At 39.2% G+C, this 16,102-nt stretch carries 15 protein-coding genes and 1 riboswitch; of the genes, 6 read left to right on the forward strand and 9 right to left on the reverse strand.

Annotated elements, in window-relative coordinates; all coding sequences use genetic code 11:
* Positions 1-172: 172 nt before the first annotated feature.
* Positions 173-973 (forward strand): N-acetylmuramoyl-L-alanine amidase, encoded by an 801-nt coding sequence (locus tag HNR53_RS08710; protein ID WP_184524966.1) that lies wholly within the window; start codon positions 173-175, stop codon positions 971-973.
* Between the two features lie 58 nt (positions 974-1,031).
* Here HNR53_RS08710 and HNR53_RS08715 read toward each other — a convergent pair whose 3' ends face one another.
* Positions 1,032-1,184, reverse strand: coding sequence for a YpzG family protein (locus HNR53_RS08715; protein ID WP_184524968.1), 153 nt, complete (start codon positions 1,182-1,184; stop codon positions 1,032-1,034).
* A 317-nt stretch (positions 1,185-1,501) separates the two neighbouring features.
* Between HNR53_RS08715 and HNR53_RS08720 the strand changes: the two genes are divergently transcribed.
* Together HNR53_RS08720 and mnmH are read left to right on the forward strand one after the other, a co-directional pair.
* Positions 1,502-2,101 carry a hypothetical protein gene (locus HNR53_RS08720; protein WP_184524970.1) on the forward strand — a complete coding sequence of 200 codons (600 nt, stop codon included), beginning with the start codon at positions 1,502-1,504 and terminating at the stop codon, positions 2,099-2,101.
* Positions 2,102-2,187: 86 nt separating this feature from the next.
* On the forward strand, positions 2,188-3,264 hold the full coding sequence (gene mnmH, locus HNR53_RS08725) for a tRNA 2-selenouridine(34) synthase MnmH (RefSeq protein WP_184524972.1): 1,077 nt from the start codon (positions 2,188-2,190) through the stop codon (positions 3,262-3,264).
* Between the two features lie 53 nt (positions 3,265-3,317).
* On the opposite strand, the gene metH is transcribed toward mnmH, so the two are convergent.
* From metH to HNR53_RS08745, 4 genes are read right to left on the reverse strand one after another with little or no spacing between them, the layout of a single operon-like run.
* On the reverse strand, positions 3,318-6,713 hold the full coding sequence (gene metH, locus HNR53_RS08730; RefSeq protein ID WP_221452276.1) for a methionine synthase: 3,396 nt from the start codon (positions 6,711-6,713) through the stop codon (positions 3,318-3,320).
* Positions 6,714-6,726: 13 nt separating this feature from the next.
* Positions 6,727-8,604, reverse strand: coding sequence for a bifunctional homocysteine S-methyltransferase/methylenetetrahydrofolate reductase (locus HNR53_RS08735; protein WP_184524976.1), 1,878 nt, complete (start codon positions 8,602-8,604; stop codon positions 6,727-6,729).
* 4 nt (positions 8,605-8,608) lie between these two features.
* Positions 8,609-9,790, reverse strand: coding sequence for a cystathionine beta-lyase (metC, locus tag HNR53_RS08740; RefSeq protein ID WP_184524978.1), 1,182 nt, complete (start codon positions 9,788-9,790; stop codon positions 8,609-8,611).
* Entirely contained in the window at positions 9,783-10,901 is a 1,119-nt protein-coding gene (locus tag HNR53_RS08745) for a methionine biosynthesis PLP-dependent protein (RefSeq protein WP_184524980.1), read from the reverse strand. The genes metC and HNR53_RS08745 overlap by 8 nt, the downstream gene beginning before the upstream one ends.
* A 320-nt stretch (positions 10,902-11,221) precedes the next feature.
* Positions 11,222-11,336, reverse strand: a riboswitch (SAM riboswitch).
* A gap of 248 nt (positions 11,337-11,584) precedes the next feature.
* Between HNR53_RS08745 and HNR53_RS08750 the strand changes: the two genes are divergently transcribed.
* Complete coding sequence (locus HNR53_RS08750; RefSeq protein WP_184524982.1) at positions 11,585-11,809, forward strand: hypothetical protein; 225 nt, start codon at positions 11,585-11,587, stop codon at positions 11,807-11,809.
* A 90-nt stretch (positions 11,810-11,899) separates the two neighbouring features.
* Here HNR53_RS08750 and sda read toward each other — a convergent pair whose 3' ends face one another.
* Positions 11,900-12,037, reverse strand: a complete 138-nt coding sequence (sda, locus tag HNR53_RS08755; RefSeq protein ID WP_184524984.1) for a sporulation histidine kinase inhibitor Sda — start codon at positions 12,035-12,037, stop codon at positions 11,900-11,902.
* Between the two features lie 183 nt (positions 12,038-12,220).
* On the opposite strand from sda, the gene HNR53_RS08760 reads away from it, so the two are divergent.
* The gene (locus tag HNR53_RS08760) at positions 12,221-12,424 is read left to right on the forward strand and encodes a DUF6501 family protein (protein WP_184524986.1); all 204 of its coding nucleotides are present in this window, start codon (positions 12,221-12,223) and stop codon (positions 12,422-12,424) included.
* A 69-nt stretch (positions 12,425-12,493) separates the two neighbouring features.
* Here HNR53_RS08760 and HNR53_RS08765 read toward each other — a convergent pair whose 3' ends face one another.
* The 3 genes from HNR53_RS08765 to HNR53_RS08775 all read right to left on the reverse strand — a co-directional run bounded on the left by HNR53_RS08765 (position 12,494) and on the right by HNR53_RS08775 (position 14,342).
* Positions 12,494-13,135 carry a YhcN/YlaJ family sporulation lipoprotein gene (locus HNR53_RS08765; RefSeq protein WP_184524988.1) on the reverse strand — a complete coding sequence of 214 codons (642 nt, stop codon included), beginning with the start codon at positions 13,133-13,135 and terminating at the stop codon, positions 12,494-12,496.
* Positions 13,136-13,316: 181 nt separating this feature from the next.
* Positions 13,317-14,015: a membrane protein insertase YidC gene (gene yidC, locus HNR53_RS08770; RefSeq protein ID WP_184524990.1), complete on the reverse strand. Its 699-nt coding sequence runs from the start codon at positions 14,013-14,015 to the stop codon at positions 13,317-13,319.
* A 42-nt stretch (positions 14,016-14,057) separates the two neighbouring features.
* Entirely contained in the window at positions 14,058-14,342 is a 285-nt protein-coding gene (locus HNR53_RS08775) for a hypothetical protein (RefSeq protein ID WP_184524992.1), read from the reverse strand.
* Positions 14,343-14,607: 265 nt separating this feature from the next.
* Between HNR53_RS08775 and HNR53_RS08780 the strand changes: the two genes are divergently transcribed.
* On the forward strand, positions 14,608-16,086 hold the full coding sequence (locus tag HNR53_RS08780; protein ID WP_184524994.1) for a nicotinate phosphoribosyltransferase: 1,479 nt from the start codon (positions 14,608-14,610) through the stop codon (positions 16,084-16,086).
* The last annotated feature ends 16 nt before the right edge of the window (positions 16,087-16,102 follow it).

Here is a 16,102-nt window from a genome sequence, read left to right on the forward strand (position 1 = left end):
TCCCCAACGGGGATAATCATGGAGGAGCCGTATGCGATGACCCGCACGTACGGATCTGTGAGAGGCGCATGAGTAACTCATGCGCCTACTCTATTTCCATTCTTTTAACGCCTAATTAATACAGTCAAAATACCAGGAAATTGCATATACAAATAATGAGGTGATTCTATTTATGGTAAAAATATTTATTGATCCAGGTCACGGCGGTACAGATCCGGGAGCAGCCGCAAATGAAATTCAGGAAAAAAATATCACTTTACAGATTTCTTCAATCATTCGAGATATCCTTTTATCAGAATATGAAGATGTATCTGTGTTAATGAGCAGAACCGGAGATGAAACGGTGAGTTTAGACAGCCGTACCAATGCTGCGAACAATTGGGGAGCAGACTATTATGTTTCTGTTCATATTAACTCTGGCGGCGGCAGTGGATTTGAAAGCTATGTTTACCCCGGTGTTGCCAGGCAAACAGTCACCTATCAGGAAATTATTCATCAGAAGATAATGGAGCATACTTTACTTTCTAATCGCGGGATGAAGCAGGCTGATTTTCATGTTCTTAGAGAAAGTAATATGGACGCCATTTTGACGGAAAATGGATTTATTGACAACGCTGCTGATGCAGCACAGTTAAAAGACAGTAGTTTTATCGATCATTTGGCCAGGGGACATGTATTAGGAATCGCTGCGGCATTTCATTTAACGGCCAAAATAGGTAATTCTCAAATTTTGCAGCCGGAACCTACTATAGCAACTGGATTATTTTCAGTACAAATCGGAGCTTTCAGTGAACAATCAAATGCTGAAAAATTAGCTTTTCAGGCAAAAGAAAAAGGGTTTCATACTTTTATTAAACAGGAAAATGCCCAATATAAAGTACAAATTGGGGCATTCAAAGAGCGTGAGTACGCTGAAGAGTTAATACAGAAAGCAAAGAATGCAGGATTGGCAGCGTTCATTACAATAGATTAAAGAACGAAGTATGCAGGAAACTGGAAACCCAGTTCCCTGCTTTTTGTGTTTTGTATCCTTACCAATGATGTGCCTTTGCGTTACTTCTCAAAATAATTGTATTTTGAGTGACCTGTGTTTCTCCATTTACCTGATTCTTTGTACGCTTTCTTCTCGTATTTGTGTGATGAAAACGCTCAGATTGTGGATCTAAATGATCTTTGTAACTCATCGAATCACCTCTGTTTTAGGATACATGAAACGACTAGTGAACCCTTCATATGAGAGGGGGTCCTATTTAAATTGGCTCTAAACTGCAGATTTTATGTATAGATGAATTTGGAAAATGTTAATAATGAAATGAAACAGGAAAATGAATAGAGAGGGAAAGACAAAAATTGAACGAAGGATCAGGTGAATTTTAGATTTTATATTCCATAGTGCCAATTGTTACAGAAAGCCAATTGAACTTTCTGTATAATAACAATAAACAAATACAGCTGCTGATTAAAACTCATATTTAATTGTTAATATCCGGGGGTATGTTCGATGAATATGTATGAGGTCATTTTAAATATGATTGACAAACAAGGTCCGGCCAGCATCCCTTCAATATGTAAAGAGATCAATAAAAACCCTGTATACATGCAGGAAAGGGGCAAGCCCGTTCAACAAGCACATGTAAAATCAGTCATCAGCAGAAAGAGAGAGCTTTTTTTATGTGAAAATGAAATGGTTTCATTGCTTCCAGATAAGGAATTAATATCCTTAACGGTCAATGCGGGAGCCTGCAGGGGTCCTTGGGTAAAAATAGACGTTGACTTTATGAGAAATATATTTACTTATTTTGAATGGAATTTAGACCCCGTTCAACCTGGTAAAACTTTCTCTACTCCAATGGCAAAAAGATATGATACAATAGTAACTGGAAATATTGATGATTTTAAGCAGGAGCTGTATCGCTTGAAGATTTGGGATTGGAATCCCAGCTATGAAACGGAAGGTATTGTCTTGGATGGAATAAATTGGTCAATCCGCTTAGAGACAAAAGCAAAAGTATACAAAAGTGAAGGGCTGCAAAAGTTTCCAAACAATTGGATCAAGTTTTGCAAGGCTCTTACTTATCTTACGGGAAAAAAATTTGTTTAACTTTATCATTCTCAATGTAATGTGGAGGGATATTAGTCTAATCTAATATCCCTTTTAAATGTCAGATATAATTTGGAGGTTTTGCATTGAAAGAAATTACGGTCGAACAATTCATGCTAATGAAAAACGCGGTTCCAGTTGATGTAAGGTCGCCTGGTGAATTTGCAGACAGCCATATTCCAGGCGCTGTTAATATTCCGCTCTTTACCAATGAGGAAAGAGCGGAAGTTGGAACGCTATACAAACAAAAAGGCAGTGCAGATGCGAAATGGAGGGCAATGGAAATCGTTTCGCCTAAATTGCCTGCGATACTAGGAAGAATTAGGGACTTACAGGAAAGTGAAAAGCAGCCAGTTATTCATTGCTGGCGGGGAGGCATGAGAAGCGGAGCTATAGCGGCATTTCTTGAATTTTCCGGCATCGAGCCTGTGCGCTTAATTGGCGGATACAGGGCTTATCGAAAATATATTCTTGAACAAATTCCAGCGCTGATTCCGAATTATGCCATTGTCCTGCATGGAATGACTGGAACGGGCAAGACTGAAATATTAAAAAGACTTGAGAAAAAAGGCTATCCGGTAGTAGATTTGGAAGGCATGGCGGCTCATCGAGGTTCTCTTTTTGGTTCAATCGGTTTTGCTGAAGATGGACATAATCAAAAAACCTTTGACAGCCTTCTATTTGAAGGTTTGAGAGAAATAAAAGATTCATCCTATTATCTTATTGAGGCCGAAAGTCAGCGTATTGGTAAAGCAGGACAGCCAGATGAATTATATCAAAAAAAATTGGAAGGATATAATCTCTTATTAGAAGCGTCTGTTGATACGAGAGTCATGCGTATCTACCAAGAGTATGTTGCACCAAATATCGAACAGGAGTGGTTTCATGTTGTGATCAAGGAGAAGCTGGAGCAGCTAAAAAGGCGATTTAAAAATAATGCCCTGCACGAAAGCATGATGGAATTCGCCCGGCAAAAACAGTATGATCAAGTCATTCGTATTCTTCTTGAACATTATTATGACCCAAAGTATCAATATAAACAGCATGAATATAAGAATGAATTTATCACCATTGAGGCCGATAATCTTGAGCAGGCTATTGCAGAAATTGAAGTCTATATTGAGCAGGCAGGATTTGCTCATCAGGTGTTATCTCCAGAATAAAAGCAGCCTATTCGTGCAATAGGCTGCTTTTATTTTTTCTATAAACTTGCTTATTATTTTAATACGTTAAAATATCTTGCTTCAGGATGGGCGAAAACAATGGCTGTAACACTTGCTTCAGGCTCCATCATGAACCCTTCAGTTAATTGGATGCCAATTTCCTCTGGTTTAATGAGTTTAAACAATTTCGTCTGGTCCTCTAAATTAGGACATGCAGGGTAACCGAAAGAAAAACGCTGGCCCTGATATTTAGCAGCAAAACGATCCTTCATCGTGAAGTTGACCGGATCAGGGAATCCCCAGCGATCGCGGATTTGGCGATGAATTAATTCTGCCAATCCTTCCGCCGTTTCAAGAGCCAAAGCCTGTAAAGCATGGTTTTCTAAGAAGCGCCCCTCGTCTTTAAGCTTATTAGCAATTTCACGGATTCCTTTTCCAGCAGTAACAGCGAAAAAGGCGACATAATCCATTTGTCCGCTGTCAACTGATTTTAAGAAGTCCGCTAAGCAGAGGTGCGGTTCGGACTCTTGTCGAGGAAACTCAAATGTTTCAATTACTTTGGCGGGATTTTCCGGATCATAAATGATGACATTGTTTCCATCCGATTGAGCAGGGAAAAATTGATATACAGCAGCCGGGTCAATCCAACCGTTTCTTTCTGCTTCCTGAACGAGCCCATTGACCATATCATTCAATTTTATCGCCTTTTCGTCACCTTCTTTAAGAAGCTTATCAAGCTTTCCTTTTAAACCGAGATGGTGACCGATTAATGTTTGCTTATTTACATACGGTTCAACGTGTGAAAAAGAATAGGATTTGATTAAATGAATCTTTGTATCCTGCGGGACAAAAACAGCTGCTTCAGCAACGCCTTTTGTCCTTGTCTTTACTGCAACAGAGCTGGATGCCTTTTCAAATGCAGGAAGCGGAGCAGCTGCTTCTTTTGCTTTTTTCTCCTGCCATAATTTCTCAAGTTCGTCAGGGTTTTGCACTTGGTTTGCAAGGGATAAACCATTCATCGCATCTTTTGCATAAAGGACTATGCCATCATACTCCTTGGAAATTTTTGTGTCAGTAAATTTCCGTGACAGGGCAGCACCGCCAACTAATATTGGAATATCAATCCCAGCTTGTTTCATATCATGTGCGGTCAATACCATTTGCTGTGCCGATTTAACCAATAAACCTGATAATCCCACCATATCCGGCTTTTCTCTTCTAATCGTTTCGACTAATTCAGCAGGGGCAACTTTAATCCCCAAGTCAATGACCTCATAACCATTATTGCTTAAGATGATATCAACAAGGTTTTTACCGATATCATGGACATCACCTTTTACTGTAGCAAGGACAATCTTTCCCTTATTAGCCGTTGAATCATTCTTCTCCATATAAGGTTCCAAGTGAGCAACCGCTGCTTTCATAACCTCTGCACTTTGCAGTACTTCTGCGACAATTAGTTGGTTTTCATTAAATAAACGGCCGACTTCCTTCATTCCGTCCATCAAAGGTCCGTTAATAATATCCAGGGGTGCAGGAAACTGCTGTAATGCTGACTCTAAATCAGGAATTAATCCTTCTTTCGTTCCTTCTACTACATAGTAGGCAAGGCGTTCTTCAAGTGTCATGTCTGGAATATTGCTTTTTGTTTCTTTCTTTTTATCCCGGTAAAAGTCAGTGAAAACCGCCAATGATTCATCTGTTGTTTCGAAAAGTAGTTTTTCCGCCATAGTGATTTCTTCTTTTGAGATTGAAGCAAAGCGCTCAAGTTTTTCCGTATTCACAATGGCATAGTCAAGACCTGCTTGTGTGCAATGATATAAAAAGACTGAGTTTAAGATTTCCCTGCCGACAGGAGGGAGACCAAAGGAAACATTACTTACGCCAAGAACGGTTTGAACTTCGGGAAATTTTTCTTTAATTAAGCGAATGCCTTCCACTGTGGCTTTTGCCGAGCCAATATATTGCTCATCACCGGTTCCAACAGGAAAGACCAGCGGATCAAAAATAATATCCTGCGGCTGCATGCCGTACTTTTCTACGAGCAAATGGTACGATCTCTCTGCTATTTCAAGTTTCTTTTCAGCTGTTACACCCATACCAGTTTCATCAATCGTCCCGACAACGACGGCGGCACCGTATTTATGGATAAGCGGAAGTATAGCTTTGAAGCGTTCTTCTCCGTCTTCAAGATTGATCGAATTGATAATGGCCTTACCCTGTGAATAGGAGAGGGCCTTTTCAATGACTGCATCATCCGTTGAATCGATGACAAGAGGAACTTTCACTTTCTTGACCACTTCTTTAATAAAGTTCTCCATATCCGCCATTTCATCCCGATCCGGATCAGCGAGACACATATCAATGACGTGTGCTCCCTTTTTCACTTGAGCTCTGGCAATTTCTGCGGCTTCTTCAAAACTTCCTTCAGCAATAAGGCGTTTAAATTTCCGTGATCCAATAACGTTCGTTCGTTCCCCAACCATGACCGGGCGAAGCTGCGGATCGTCATAAATAAACGGCTCAATTCCGGATACCATATGATGGTGTTTACCAGTATGTTTTCTTGGCTGATACTTTTTCATAGCTTCGGCAATAGCCTGAATATGCTCTGGTGTCGTACCGCAGCAGCCTCCGACAATATTCAGCCATCCTTCAGCAGCAAATCCGGCTAGTTTTTGCGCTAAAGACTCAGGCGTTTCGTGATAATTTCCTTCTTCATCAGGAAGTCCTGCATTCGGATAACAACTAACGGCTGACTGAGCAAGTTCTGAAAGGGAACGGATATGATCCTGCATAAATTCCGGACCGGTTGCACAGTTTAAACCGACTGCAATAGGTTTCATATGTTCGACGGAGATATAAAAGGCCTCGATTGATTGACCAGCAAGGGTAGTACCCATCGGTTCAATCGTTCCGGAAATGATTAACGGAAGGGTGATACCTGTTTTCGCAAAAGCTTGCTGGATGCCAATAAAACCGGCTTTCACATTGAGCAGATCTTGACTTGTCTCTAATAGAAGCAGGTCAACACCGCCATCTATCAGCCCCCGTGCCTGTTCTTCATATGAATCAATCAGTTCTGCTAATGTTGTTCCGCCTGTAACACTTAATGTTTTCGTAGTCGGACCCATAGAACCCGCTACAAAACGCGGCCACGATGGGGTGGAATAATGTTCAGCTTTCCCTTTAGCCATTTCCGCAGCCAGTTTATTAATTTCATAGGCTTTGGCACCAAGATCATATTCATCGAGGACGATTTTGGTAGCGCCAAATGTATTCGTTTCGATAATATCAGCACCAGCTTGTAAATACTCTTCATGAATGGACTCAATGACATCTGGCCGCGTAATATTTAAATTCTCATTACAGCCCTCGAATTCTTCTCCGCCAAAGTCTTCTGCTGAGAGATTGGCTCTTTGAAGCATCGTTCCCATGGCACCATCCATGATGAGAATCTTTTTATTGATTTGTTCTTTGATTGATGCTTTCGACACGATGGTTCCTCCTCACTCTCTCTGCTGTTTTTTTATGTGCGTATTCTGATAATTCAACGCTCATTTCAAATCGCATAAAAGGTGTAATTAAATATATGCCGTTAAATAACTCTGCCGCTGTATCAATCAATGATTTGGTAATCCTGATGCCTTCTTGGGCAGCTTTCAGCGGATTATCTTTTAAAGCGGCCAAAGATTCACGGATAGAATCGTCTATCTTAATTCCAGGTACTTCATTATGCAAGAACTCAGCATTTTTACTGCTTGTCAACGGCATAAGACCGATATAAATCGGGGTATCAAGGTGTTTTGTTTCCTCGTATACACTCCTGATTTTTTCCTCGGAATAAACGGGCTGGGTAATAAAATAATCAGCACCGCAAGAGATTTTTTTCTCAAGTCTATTCACTGCTTTGTCTATTTGTCTAACATTTGGATTAAATGCCGCTGCAACTGAAAAGGCTGTTTTCTGGCCAAGTTCTTTTCCTGAATAGGATTGTCCTTCATTTAACATTTTAATCATTTGAATCAGTTCAAACGATGATACGTCATAAACGGAGGAAGCACCTGGAAAATCACCAACCCGTGCGGGATCGCCGGTAATGGCCAATAAATCGTTCAGACCTAACGTATGAAGACCTAATAAATGAGATTGTAATCCGATTATATTGCGGTCCCGGCATGTAAGGTGAATAAGCGGGCGCATATTATATTGGGTTTTAGCTAAATATCCTAATGCCGAATTACAAATTCTCGGAGATGCCAGAGAATTGTCAGCTATCGTCAAAGCATCAATTCCGCTCGTTTTTAATGCATTTACCCCTGCAAAAAACTTGGTCGTATCTAATTTTTTTGGTGCATCCAATTCGACAATAACAGATGGCCGTTTCTTGACTAATTCCTGCAGCGGGGGATACTCCCGTTCGATTTTCTTGGCTTCAATGATAATTTTTTTCTCTTTGATAGCGATTGTTTTTTCCTGAACGGGAACAGCACCTTTTAATTCAGAAGCAAAGGCACGGATATGTTCAGGGGTGGTACCACAACAGCCGCCTAAAAGTCTTACCCCTTGCTCACGGAATGCTTGAGCAGATTTTCGGAAATATTCAGCTTCGCTTTCATATTGGATGACACCATCAATATAGGCAGGCAGTCCAGCATTTGGATAGGCTGATAAAAAGGCTTTTTTTGGAATAGGAATTTGTTCTAAAGCCATTAACATATGGTGTGGACCAAGACGGCAGTTTAATCCGACTATGTCAGCCCCTATTCCTTCAAGTCGATTCAGAGCCTCTGCCACCGGTGTCCGATCCTGAAGAAAACCCGTTTCCTGAATCGATACTTGAGCTATTATTGGCAGGTTCGTTTCTTTTCGGGCGATGGTCAAGACGGTTTCTAATTCTTCTAAATCATAATAGGTTTCTAGCAGAAGCCCATCTACATTTTCTAATAATAAACAGTATAGTTGCTCACGAAAGCTTCTTTTAATTTCTTCAAGCGAGATGGACTGCGGTTTAATTCCACGGTTGCCGCCCATGCTTCCAAGAACATAGCCGGAGACTTTTGCTGCCTGTTTCGCCAGCTTTACCGCTGCACTATTAATCTCTTTAACAGAGTCTTCTAATCCATAGCGGGACAACTTTAAATAGTTGGCTGCATACGTATTGGTTTGAATGACATCGGCACCGGCAGCTAAGTAGGCCTTGTGAATATGCAAAATTTGCTCAGGGTGGGACAGGTTTAACTGTTCATTGCAAGTATCCTTGCCATAAGAGTATAAAAGAGTTCCCATTGCTCCATCCGCAATGAGGATTTCATTTTTCATTCTTTCTAAAAAATTCATTTTATCAACCTCGATCATAAATTAAGTTTGATCGCTTCGCTTCATCTAGAGCGTCGGAAAAGTCTTTAATGAGATCATCAGGATTTTCTAGTCCAACAGATAAACGTAAGAGACTGTTTGTTATTCCCCTCTGAACTCTTTCTTCTTCAGGCATTGCTGCATGAGACATTTTTGCCGGGTAGGAGAGAATCGACTCAACTGCACCGAGACTAACGGCAAAGACAGGAATTTTTACATTTTTCACAAATGTACGCATGATATCCTCATTCAATAAATCGAATGAAAGAACAGCACCGCCTGACTCTGCTTGTCTTTGTTGTATGTCAAACTGCGGGTGATTTTCCAGACCAGGGTAGTAAACTTGGTTGATGAGCGGATGGTCTTGAAAAAAGTTTGCTAGTTTCATAGCTGATTTAACAGACTGCTCCAGACGTACATGCAGTGTTTTTAAGCCCCGCATAACAAGCCATGAATCCTGTGGACCTAATACTGCACCAAAAGAATTCTGTAAAAAGTACAGCTTTTGCGCAAGTTCCGGATCCTTCACTACTGCCAGCCCGGCAACGACATCACTATGACCGGACAGAAACTTAGTTGCACTATGCAGCACGATATCAGCCCCAAGTGCCAACGGTTTTTGATGGGCCGGTGTTAAAAAGGTGTTATCAACAAAGACAAGAGCATCGTGTTCTTTAGCCAGTTCACTAATAGCCTTAATATCTGTTACTTTTAATGTAGGGTTGGAAGGAGTTTCAACATAAAATAACTTTGTGTTTGGACGAATGGCCTTTTTAACCGCTTCAAGGTCGGTCATATCGACAAAAGTATGGCTGATGCCGAAACGAACCAGTACTTGGGATACCATGCGGAATGTGCCGCCATAAACGTCCTCAGTAATCACAACATGATCATTTTGCGAAAGAAGCATGAAGGCTGTTGAGATGGCTGCCATCCCAGAAGAAAAAGCAAAACCTCTTGTACCTTCTTCAAGTTCAGCAATGATATCTTCCAACGCTTCTCTTGTAGGGTTGCCGCTTCGTGCATAATCATATCTTCCAAAAGAGTCAATATCTGATTGATGAAAAGTCGAAGCATGTTGAACAGGTACACTTACTGCACCTGTTGTTGGATCTAATTTATGTTGATTATGAAGTAAATGTGTTTGAAAAGTATAATGATTACTCATGAATAACCGCCCCTTTTAGTGTTTTTTCAAGTGCCTGTGCTAAATCACCGATTAAATCTTCAATATCTTCAATTCCGACAGAGAAGCGTAATAGGCGATTATCTACTCCAGTTTCGTTGCGTACTTCTTCCGGAATATCCATATGTGTTTGCGTCGCTGGATAAGTGATGAAGCTTTCAACACCGCCCAGACTTTCGGCAAAACAAATGAGATTAAGATTCTGTAAGAAAGGGTTCACCCATGTTTCATCTAAAATGCGAAAGGAAACCATCCCCCCGCGCCCAGGGTAGAGAACATCTGTAATACTATCATGATTTTGTAAGAACTGTACAATTTCTTTCGCGTTTCGCTCATGCCGTTCCATTCTTAAAGATAATGTTTTCATACCGCGCATTAAAAGCCAGGAATCAAATGGGCTTAAAACAGCACCAGATGAGTTTTGAAACCTTGCCAGCCGTTCACAAAGCTTGGCTCCTTTTGCCACAATTAACCCGGCAAGAACATCATTATGTCCGCCTAAATACTTGGTGGCACTATGAATAACAATATCAGCTCCCATTTTTATTGGCTGCTGAATAATAGGCGTATAGAATGTGTTATCAACAATCAGCAATAAATGATGCTTCTTGGCTATACAGGCTACGGCTTCAATATCCGTTTCCTCCATGAGCGGGTTAGTCGGGGTTTCAATAAAGATCGCTTTTGTATTTGGTGTGATTTCTTTTTCGATATTTTCTACATTATCCGTGTTTGTATAACGACAGCGCAGTCCCCATTTTTGATAATCTTCTTCTAATAATCGATAGGTTCCTCCGTATAAATCTTTAGACACTATCAATTCATCACCGGATTGGAATAAACCGAGGATAGTGAAAATAGCCGCCATTCCGGAGCTGCAGGCAAAACCTTGATCCCCGCATTCTAAATCGGCAATGGTTTCTTCCAGAACCTGTCGGGTTGGGTTGCCTGTACGAGTGTAATCATAGCCAGTTGATTGACCAATTCCTTTATGCCGGTAAGCAGTTGAAAAATAAACCGGTACATTTACCGTTCCCGTTTTCTCCTCGCTTCTATTTCCAATTTGCGCCAGCTTTGTATCTGTTTTGTACATATTAAAACACTCCTTTTAGAACATAGGCTTGACTAAAGCTGCCTAGAAGCCTTTAGTTGATAAATTCATAAAAATAATATTATTTGATACTATCCTACCAATTCATATAAAAAGTTATACTGATTTATCCTATTAGTGTACTAGGAAAAGAAAGAAGCTACAACAAAAATTCATCATAAAAATTGAAAAAATGATGCACGATATAGGATAATAACGATCGCAATATGTTAGTACATAAATCAAAATATAACCTATTTTCTTCATAAAAAAAAGTCTTCTCATATAGAAGAAGACTTTTCGATTCAAATGATCAGTTCTTCTTCTTATCTTCCAAGTTATGGAAACTTGATGGAATTAGCACCTTATCAATGAACGGTTTCATTGATGGTTGCTGAGGTGTCACAGGGCCATACCCTCAACCTCTCTTGATAAGAAATGAATAATAATTATTTTCTAAACTTTACTATAATAATATAAAAGTTTCAATTACTTTTTAGAAATTTGTCAAATTTTTTGCTGGAAATAGCTTGAAAAGGATCTATTCAACGACTATTTGCCTAATTTACACGTTCTGGAAAGTGAATACAAGGAAATGTTGCAATTTATTCAAAAATTTCCCATCGTATTATCAGAACATTTACTTTATAATTTATATAACGAATACTCAAGGAGGAATGGAATGTATGCAAGAACATAGTCGTCATTGTCATCATCGATACATCAACGCTGAAGAGAATTTTTCCGAAACAAAAAAAGATGTTATTGAAGTTCTTGTAAATAGAGGCATTTTTCATAAGTGGTCAATTAAAGGTCATATTGATTACCCGTTTGATCCCAATATTCTTTGCGAGAGTTCTGTATTAGAAGGAAAAACACAGCCCTATATTCAATATAACGATATTTTATAATTGGATCGGGTATTTCCCGATTTTTTTTATTCTTATAAACTGAAAATAAAAAGAGGAGCATTTGAGGCATTTTGCCTCTGCTCCTCTTGATTAATCTTTTGTTGGTTTTAAGCCTCTTTTTTTTATTTCACCTTGCAGCAGTCTAATCCATTCTTTGTCAACACCTGAACCTGACTTCAATGCATCACGATACGAGACAACTAATTGTTCATTACTCATAATCTTCATTGTGCATACCTCCAAGGTTAAGAATAGAATATAGTCTTAATTGTAATGGTTTAATAAATATTTGTGAAGGTAATTTTTAATTTTTTTAAAAATTGTCAATTTTATCAAATGAAATTCGTAGTTGCTCTTGACAGTAGATATTCTATATACTAAGAAGTAAATAGAAAGAGAAGGAGCAATCAAATGATTCATTTAGACTGGCATGAAAGAAAGGCGATTAAGCAAATCAAATGTGTGCATACAAATGCCAAAAAATATATTGTCAATCATGTATTAACACCAGGGAAATTGTATGATGTGAAAAATGAAACAGAGGAGTTTTATTTTATTATCGATAACTCGGGTAAAGTTGGCGGATTTTATAAAGACTATTTTACTGAAGCATAATGAATGGCGGCTCCCCTATGTTAGTCACGTTAGAAATGAACATAGGGCGGACCGCCTTTTTTCTTTGTTCTATTGTTCTGTTGGAAAAATACGTTGGATTAAGGTTCTAAACTCTTCGGCAAAACCTGACACAGGTCTGCCGTTACGAATATCATTAACATAAGTGGCAGTTCGGTTATAAAAGTCAGGATTAACCGATACATACACCTGATTGATATCCCTGTCCGTAGACTTTACAATATCAGAAATTCTTCCCTTGACATCCGCAGTCAATTGATTCGTATTATTTTCTAATTGCGCTGCTACATAGGCATTATGGTCAGTGACAAATACATTAGCTTGATCCACCTCTCTCATTGCCGCAATTTTTTCTGCAGCCCGATCTGCTATCGCAATGCGATTATCGTTCATCCGGTTATTTCTATTATTGACATTCGTTATATTTCGGGTTTCCAGTTCATCATCGGCAAGGTTATTCCTTTGGGTCTCACCGCGCAAGCCAACATCATTTATGCGGTTATTATAGTTGAAATTAGCACTGGAGCTGAAGTCACCCGTATCATCTCCCGGAGTATAATGAACTCGCTGCAGGTCATTCGTTGCTCGTCCATTTCTTAATGCAGTTTCATTAGCATCATTTCCATCGTTTACTCCACAAGCTGTAAGCAGTAATGCCGACAGGAGCAGGGCAGTAGGGGTTTTCCAAGTCATCGTGTGGACCTCCTTAAATATTGCTACGATGTTAGTTTGACTAAAATGCATATGGATATGCTTCAAAAGAAGTGGGACTTCTGGGAATCAATGGGTTTAATGTTCATTTAATTTAACATATTAAAATTATGTAAACTTATAAAAAAGAAAACCGCCAGATATTATCTGGCGGTTTTGAGTGTTAATTTTTTTGCGGTTCTGCGCTGTTCATTGTCTGATTTTGTGGTGGATATAATTTACGGCCTAAATAGGTTTGAAAAATAAGGAAAGTACCACCAACTGTCCAGTACAGCGGAAGTGCAGCAGGTGCCGACAATGAAATAAAAACAATCATAACGGGTGAGAGAAGCCCCATATATTTCATTTGCTGCTTTTGCTGTTCGGGCATCGTAAACATGGAAACTTTAAATTGAAAAAAGTAGACAATCCCGGCCAGCGCTGTGATCCAGATATCCGACTCGCCAAGACTAAACCAAAGAAACGAATGGGTGGCGATTTCATGGGAATTACGGATAGCATAATAAAAGGCCATTAAAATAGGCATTTGAATAATTAATGGTAAACAGCCCATATTCAATGGATTAACACCATGCTTTGAATAAAGTCCCATCATTTCCGCTTGTAGTTTTTGCTGCTCTTTTGGATCTTTTGCTGCTTTTATTTTCTTTTGCAATTCTTCCATTTCTGGTTTTAACATATCCATTTTTACCTTCATTGCTGCTTGTGTCTTATATTGCTTTAGCATCAGCGGCAATAATACAAGGCGGACAAGCAGTGTTACGACAATAATGCCTATGCCGTAATTATCGTTGAAAAGGTGAGATGTCCAAACTAGGAGTGACGTGAAAGGTTCAACGAAATAAGTATTAAAAAAGTTCATGATATTATTTCCTCCAAATAAGTGGTTTTCAGTCCTGTTTATTTATTGAATGAGGAAATAATGGTCTGGCTCATCACCAGAGTTTTCTTTTCTTCTGATATATCTAATAATCCACGTTAAATGAGCGCAGAAATTCTGCCGTCTCTTCATTTGCATCGATAGATTTTTAACCTGGATATGATACTCTGAAGACGTTTGAAAGGTGTTAATAAAGAGAAATTCGACCTTCCAAATCCAAATCAACTGAACCGCTAAACCAAGTATTAAAGTAATATACAAAGAATAAGCCGGTTGAATATTTGCAGCATCCAGTAGGAATTCTAACAATCATTTTCACCTCAAAAGCTGATACAAGGTTCTTTTTTTAATCCATATAATCATGACATACAATTGATGAAAGTATATCTGAAATGGGAAGAATAAGCAATAAATTAACCAAGCTGTTTCTTGAAACTTTCTCTGCGAAAATCAAGGCTCTATCATACTGAATAAAGGGTCATGTCAAATAGACAAGGAATAAAATAAGGCTATAATAGAAATAACCATCCGTATTCAGAAAAAAATTGTACAATTAACGAGACTGGGAGGTTTGATGATGAAAAATTATTTAGATGATAGTTTAGCGCTGCACACAGATCTTTATCAGATTAACATGATGGAAACCTATTGGGAAGACGGGATACATAATCGTAAAGCTGTATTTGAAGTTTATTTTCGGAAAATGCCATTTGGAAATGGATTTGCCGTTTTTGCTGGTTTGGAAAGGGTTATTGATTTTTTGCAAAATCTAAAATTTTCAGCCGATGATATTGCCTATTTACGTGACGAACTTGGATATCAGGATGACTTTATCGAGTATTTAAAAAATATCTGTTTTACGGGTACTGTTCGTTCGATGGCAGAAGGGGAAATTGTTTTTGGCAATGAACCCCTGATGCGGATTGAATCAACATTGGCAGAAGCGCAGTTAATTGAAACAGCGATTTTAAATATTGTCAATTACCAAACATTGATCGCCACAAAAGCAGCAAGGATAAAATATATAATTGGTCAAGAAACCGCCATGGAATTTGGCACGAGAAGGGCACAGGAAATGGATGCCGCCATATGGGGTACCCGGGCGGCATACATAGGCGGTTTTAGCGCTACCTCCAATGTGCGTGCGGGAAAACTGTTTGGTATTCCTGTGTCAGGGACTCACGCACATTCCATGATTCAGGCGTATATTGATGAATACACGGCTTTTCATAAGTATGCACGCCGCCATAAGGACTGCGTATTTTTAGTGGATACATACGATACACTTCGCTCTGGTGTTCCGAATGCGATTCGTGTGGCAAAGGAATTGGGAGATAAGATTAATTTTATTGGAATTCGTCTCGACAGCGGGGACCTTGCTTATTTATCAAAAGAAGCGAGAAGAATGCTTGATGCAGCAGGATTTCCTCAAGCGAAAATTGTGGCATCAAATGACCTTGATGAATTGACCATTTTAAACCTCAAGGCACAGGGAGCGAAAATCGATGTTTGGGGTATTGGAACAAAGCTCATAACAGGCTATGATCAACCTGCACTGGGAGCAGTATATAAATTAGTGTCCATTGAAGACGAAGATGGAAATATGGTCGATACAATCAAAATAAGCGGTAATCCCGAAAAAGTATCAACACCAGGATTAAAGAGGGTATACAGAATTATTAACCTGGCGAATCAGAAATCTGAAGGAGATTATATTACTTTGGACCATGAAAATCCAAATGAGGAGAAAGAGCTCCATATGTTCCATCCTGTTCATACGTATATCAGTAAAACGGTCACAAATTTTGCCGCAAAAGATTTGCATCATGATGTTTTTGCTGCGGGAGATTTGGTTTACAAACTGCCGTTGCTGAAGGAAATCCAATCCTATTGTCTCCATAATCTAAATTATCTGTGGGATGAATATAAACGGTCCTTAAACCCGGCGGAATATCCAGTAGATTTAAGCCCTGAATGCTGGGAAAATAAACGGCGTAATATTGAAACGGTGCAGGAAAAGGTAAAATGGCAGTTGAAAAATAGTGAACATTGACGAAGTAATAAAAGGA

The sequence above is a fragment of the Bacillus benzoevorans genome (assembly GCF_014207535.1).
GTDB classification, from domain to species: Bacteria; Bacillota; Bacilli; order Bacillales; family Cytobacillaceae; genus Bacillus_BD; species Bacillus_BD benzoevorans.

Excerpts from the sequence above, each read along its gene's own strand:
- HNR53_RS08710 (WP_184524966.1), top strand. The coding sequence starts at position 173 with ATGGTAAAAATATTTATTGATCCAGGTCACGGCGGTACAGATCCGGGA.
- HNR53_RS08715 (WP_184524968.1), bottom strand. The coding sequence starts at position 1,184 with ATGAGTTACAAAGATCATTTAGATCCACAATCTGAGCGTTTTCATCAC.
- HNR53_RS08720 (WP_184524970.1), top strand. The coding sequence starts at position 1,502 with ATGAATATGTATGAGGTCATTTTAAATATGATTGACAAACAAGGTCCG.
- metH (WP_221452276.1), bottom strand. The coding sequence starts at position 6,713 with ATGGATGGTGCCATGGGAACGATGCTTCAAAGAGCCAATCTCTCAGCA.
- HNR53_RS08735 (WP_184524976.1), bottom strand. The coding sequence starts at position 8,604 with ATGAATTTTTTAGAAAGAATGAAAAATGAAATCCTCATTGCGGATGGA.
- metC (WP_184524978.1), bottom strand. The coding sequence starts at position 9,790 with ATGAGTAATCATTATACTTTTCAAACACATTTACTTCATAATCAACAT.
- HNR53_RS08745 (WP_184524980.1), bottom strand. The coding sequence starts at position 10,901 with ATGTACAAAACAGATACAAAGCTGGCGCAAATTGGAAATAGAAGCGAG.
- HNR53_RS08750 (WP_184524982.1), top strand. The coding sequence starts at position 11,585 with ATGCAAGAACATAGTCGTCATTGTCATCATCGATACATCAACGCTGAA.
- sda (WP_184524984.1), bottom strand. The coding sequence starts at position 12,037 with ATGAAGATTATGAGTAATGAACAATTAGTTGTCTCGTATCGTGATGCA.
- HNR53_RS08760 (WP_184524986.1), top strand. The coding sequence starts at position 12,221 with ATGATTCATTTAGACTGGCATGAAAGAAAGGCGATTAAGCAAATCAAA.
- HNR53_RS08765 (WP_184524988.1), bottom strand. The coding sequence starts at position 13,135 with ATGACTTGGAAAACCCCTACTGCCCTGCTCCTGTCGGCATTACTGCTT.
- yidC (WP_184524990.1), bottom strand. The coding sequence starts at position 14,015 with ATGAACTTTTTTAATACTTATTTCGTTGAACCTTTCACGTCACTCCTA.
- HNR53_RS08780 (WP_184524994.1), top strand. The coding sequence starts at position 14,608 with ATGATGAAAAATTATTTAGATGATAGTTTAGCGCTGCACACAGATCTT.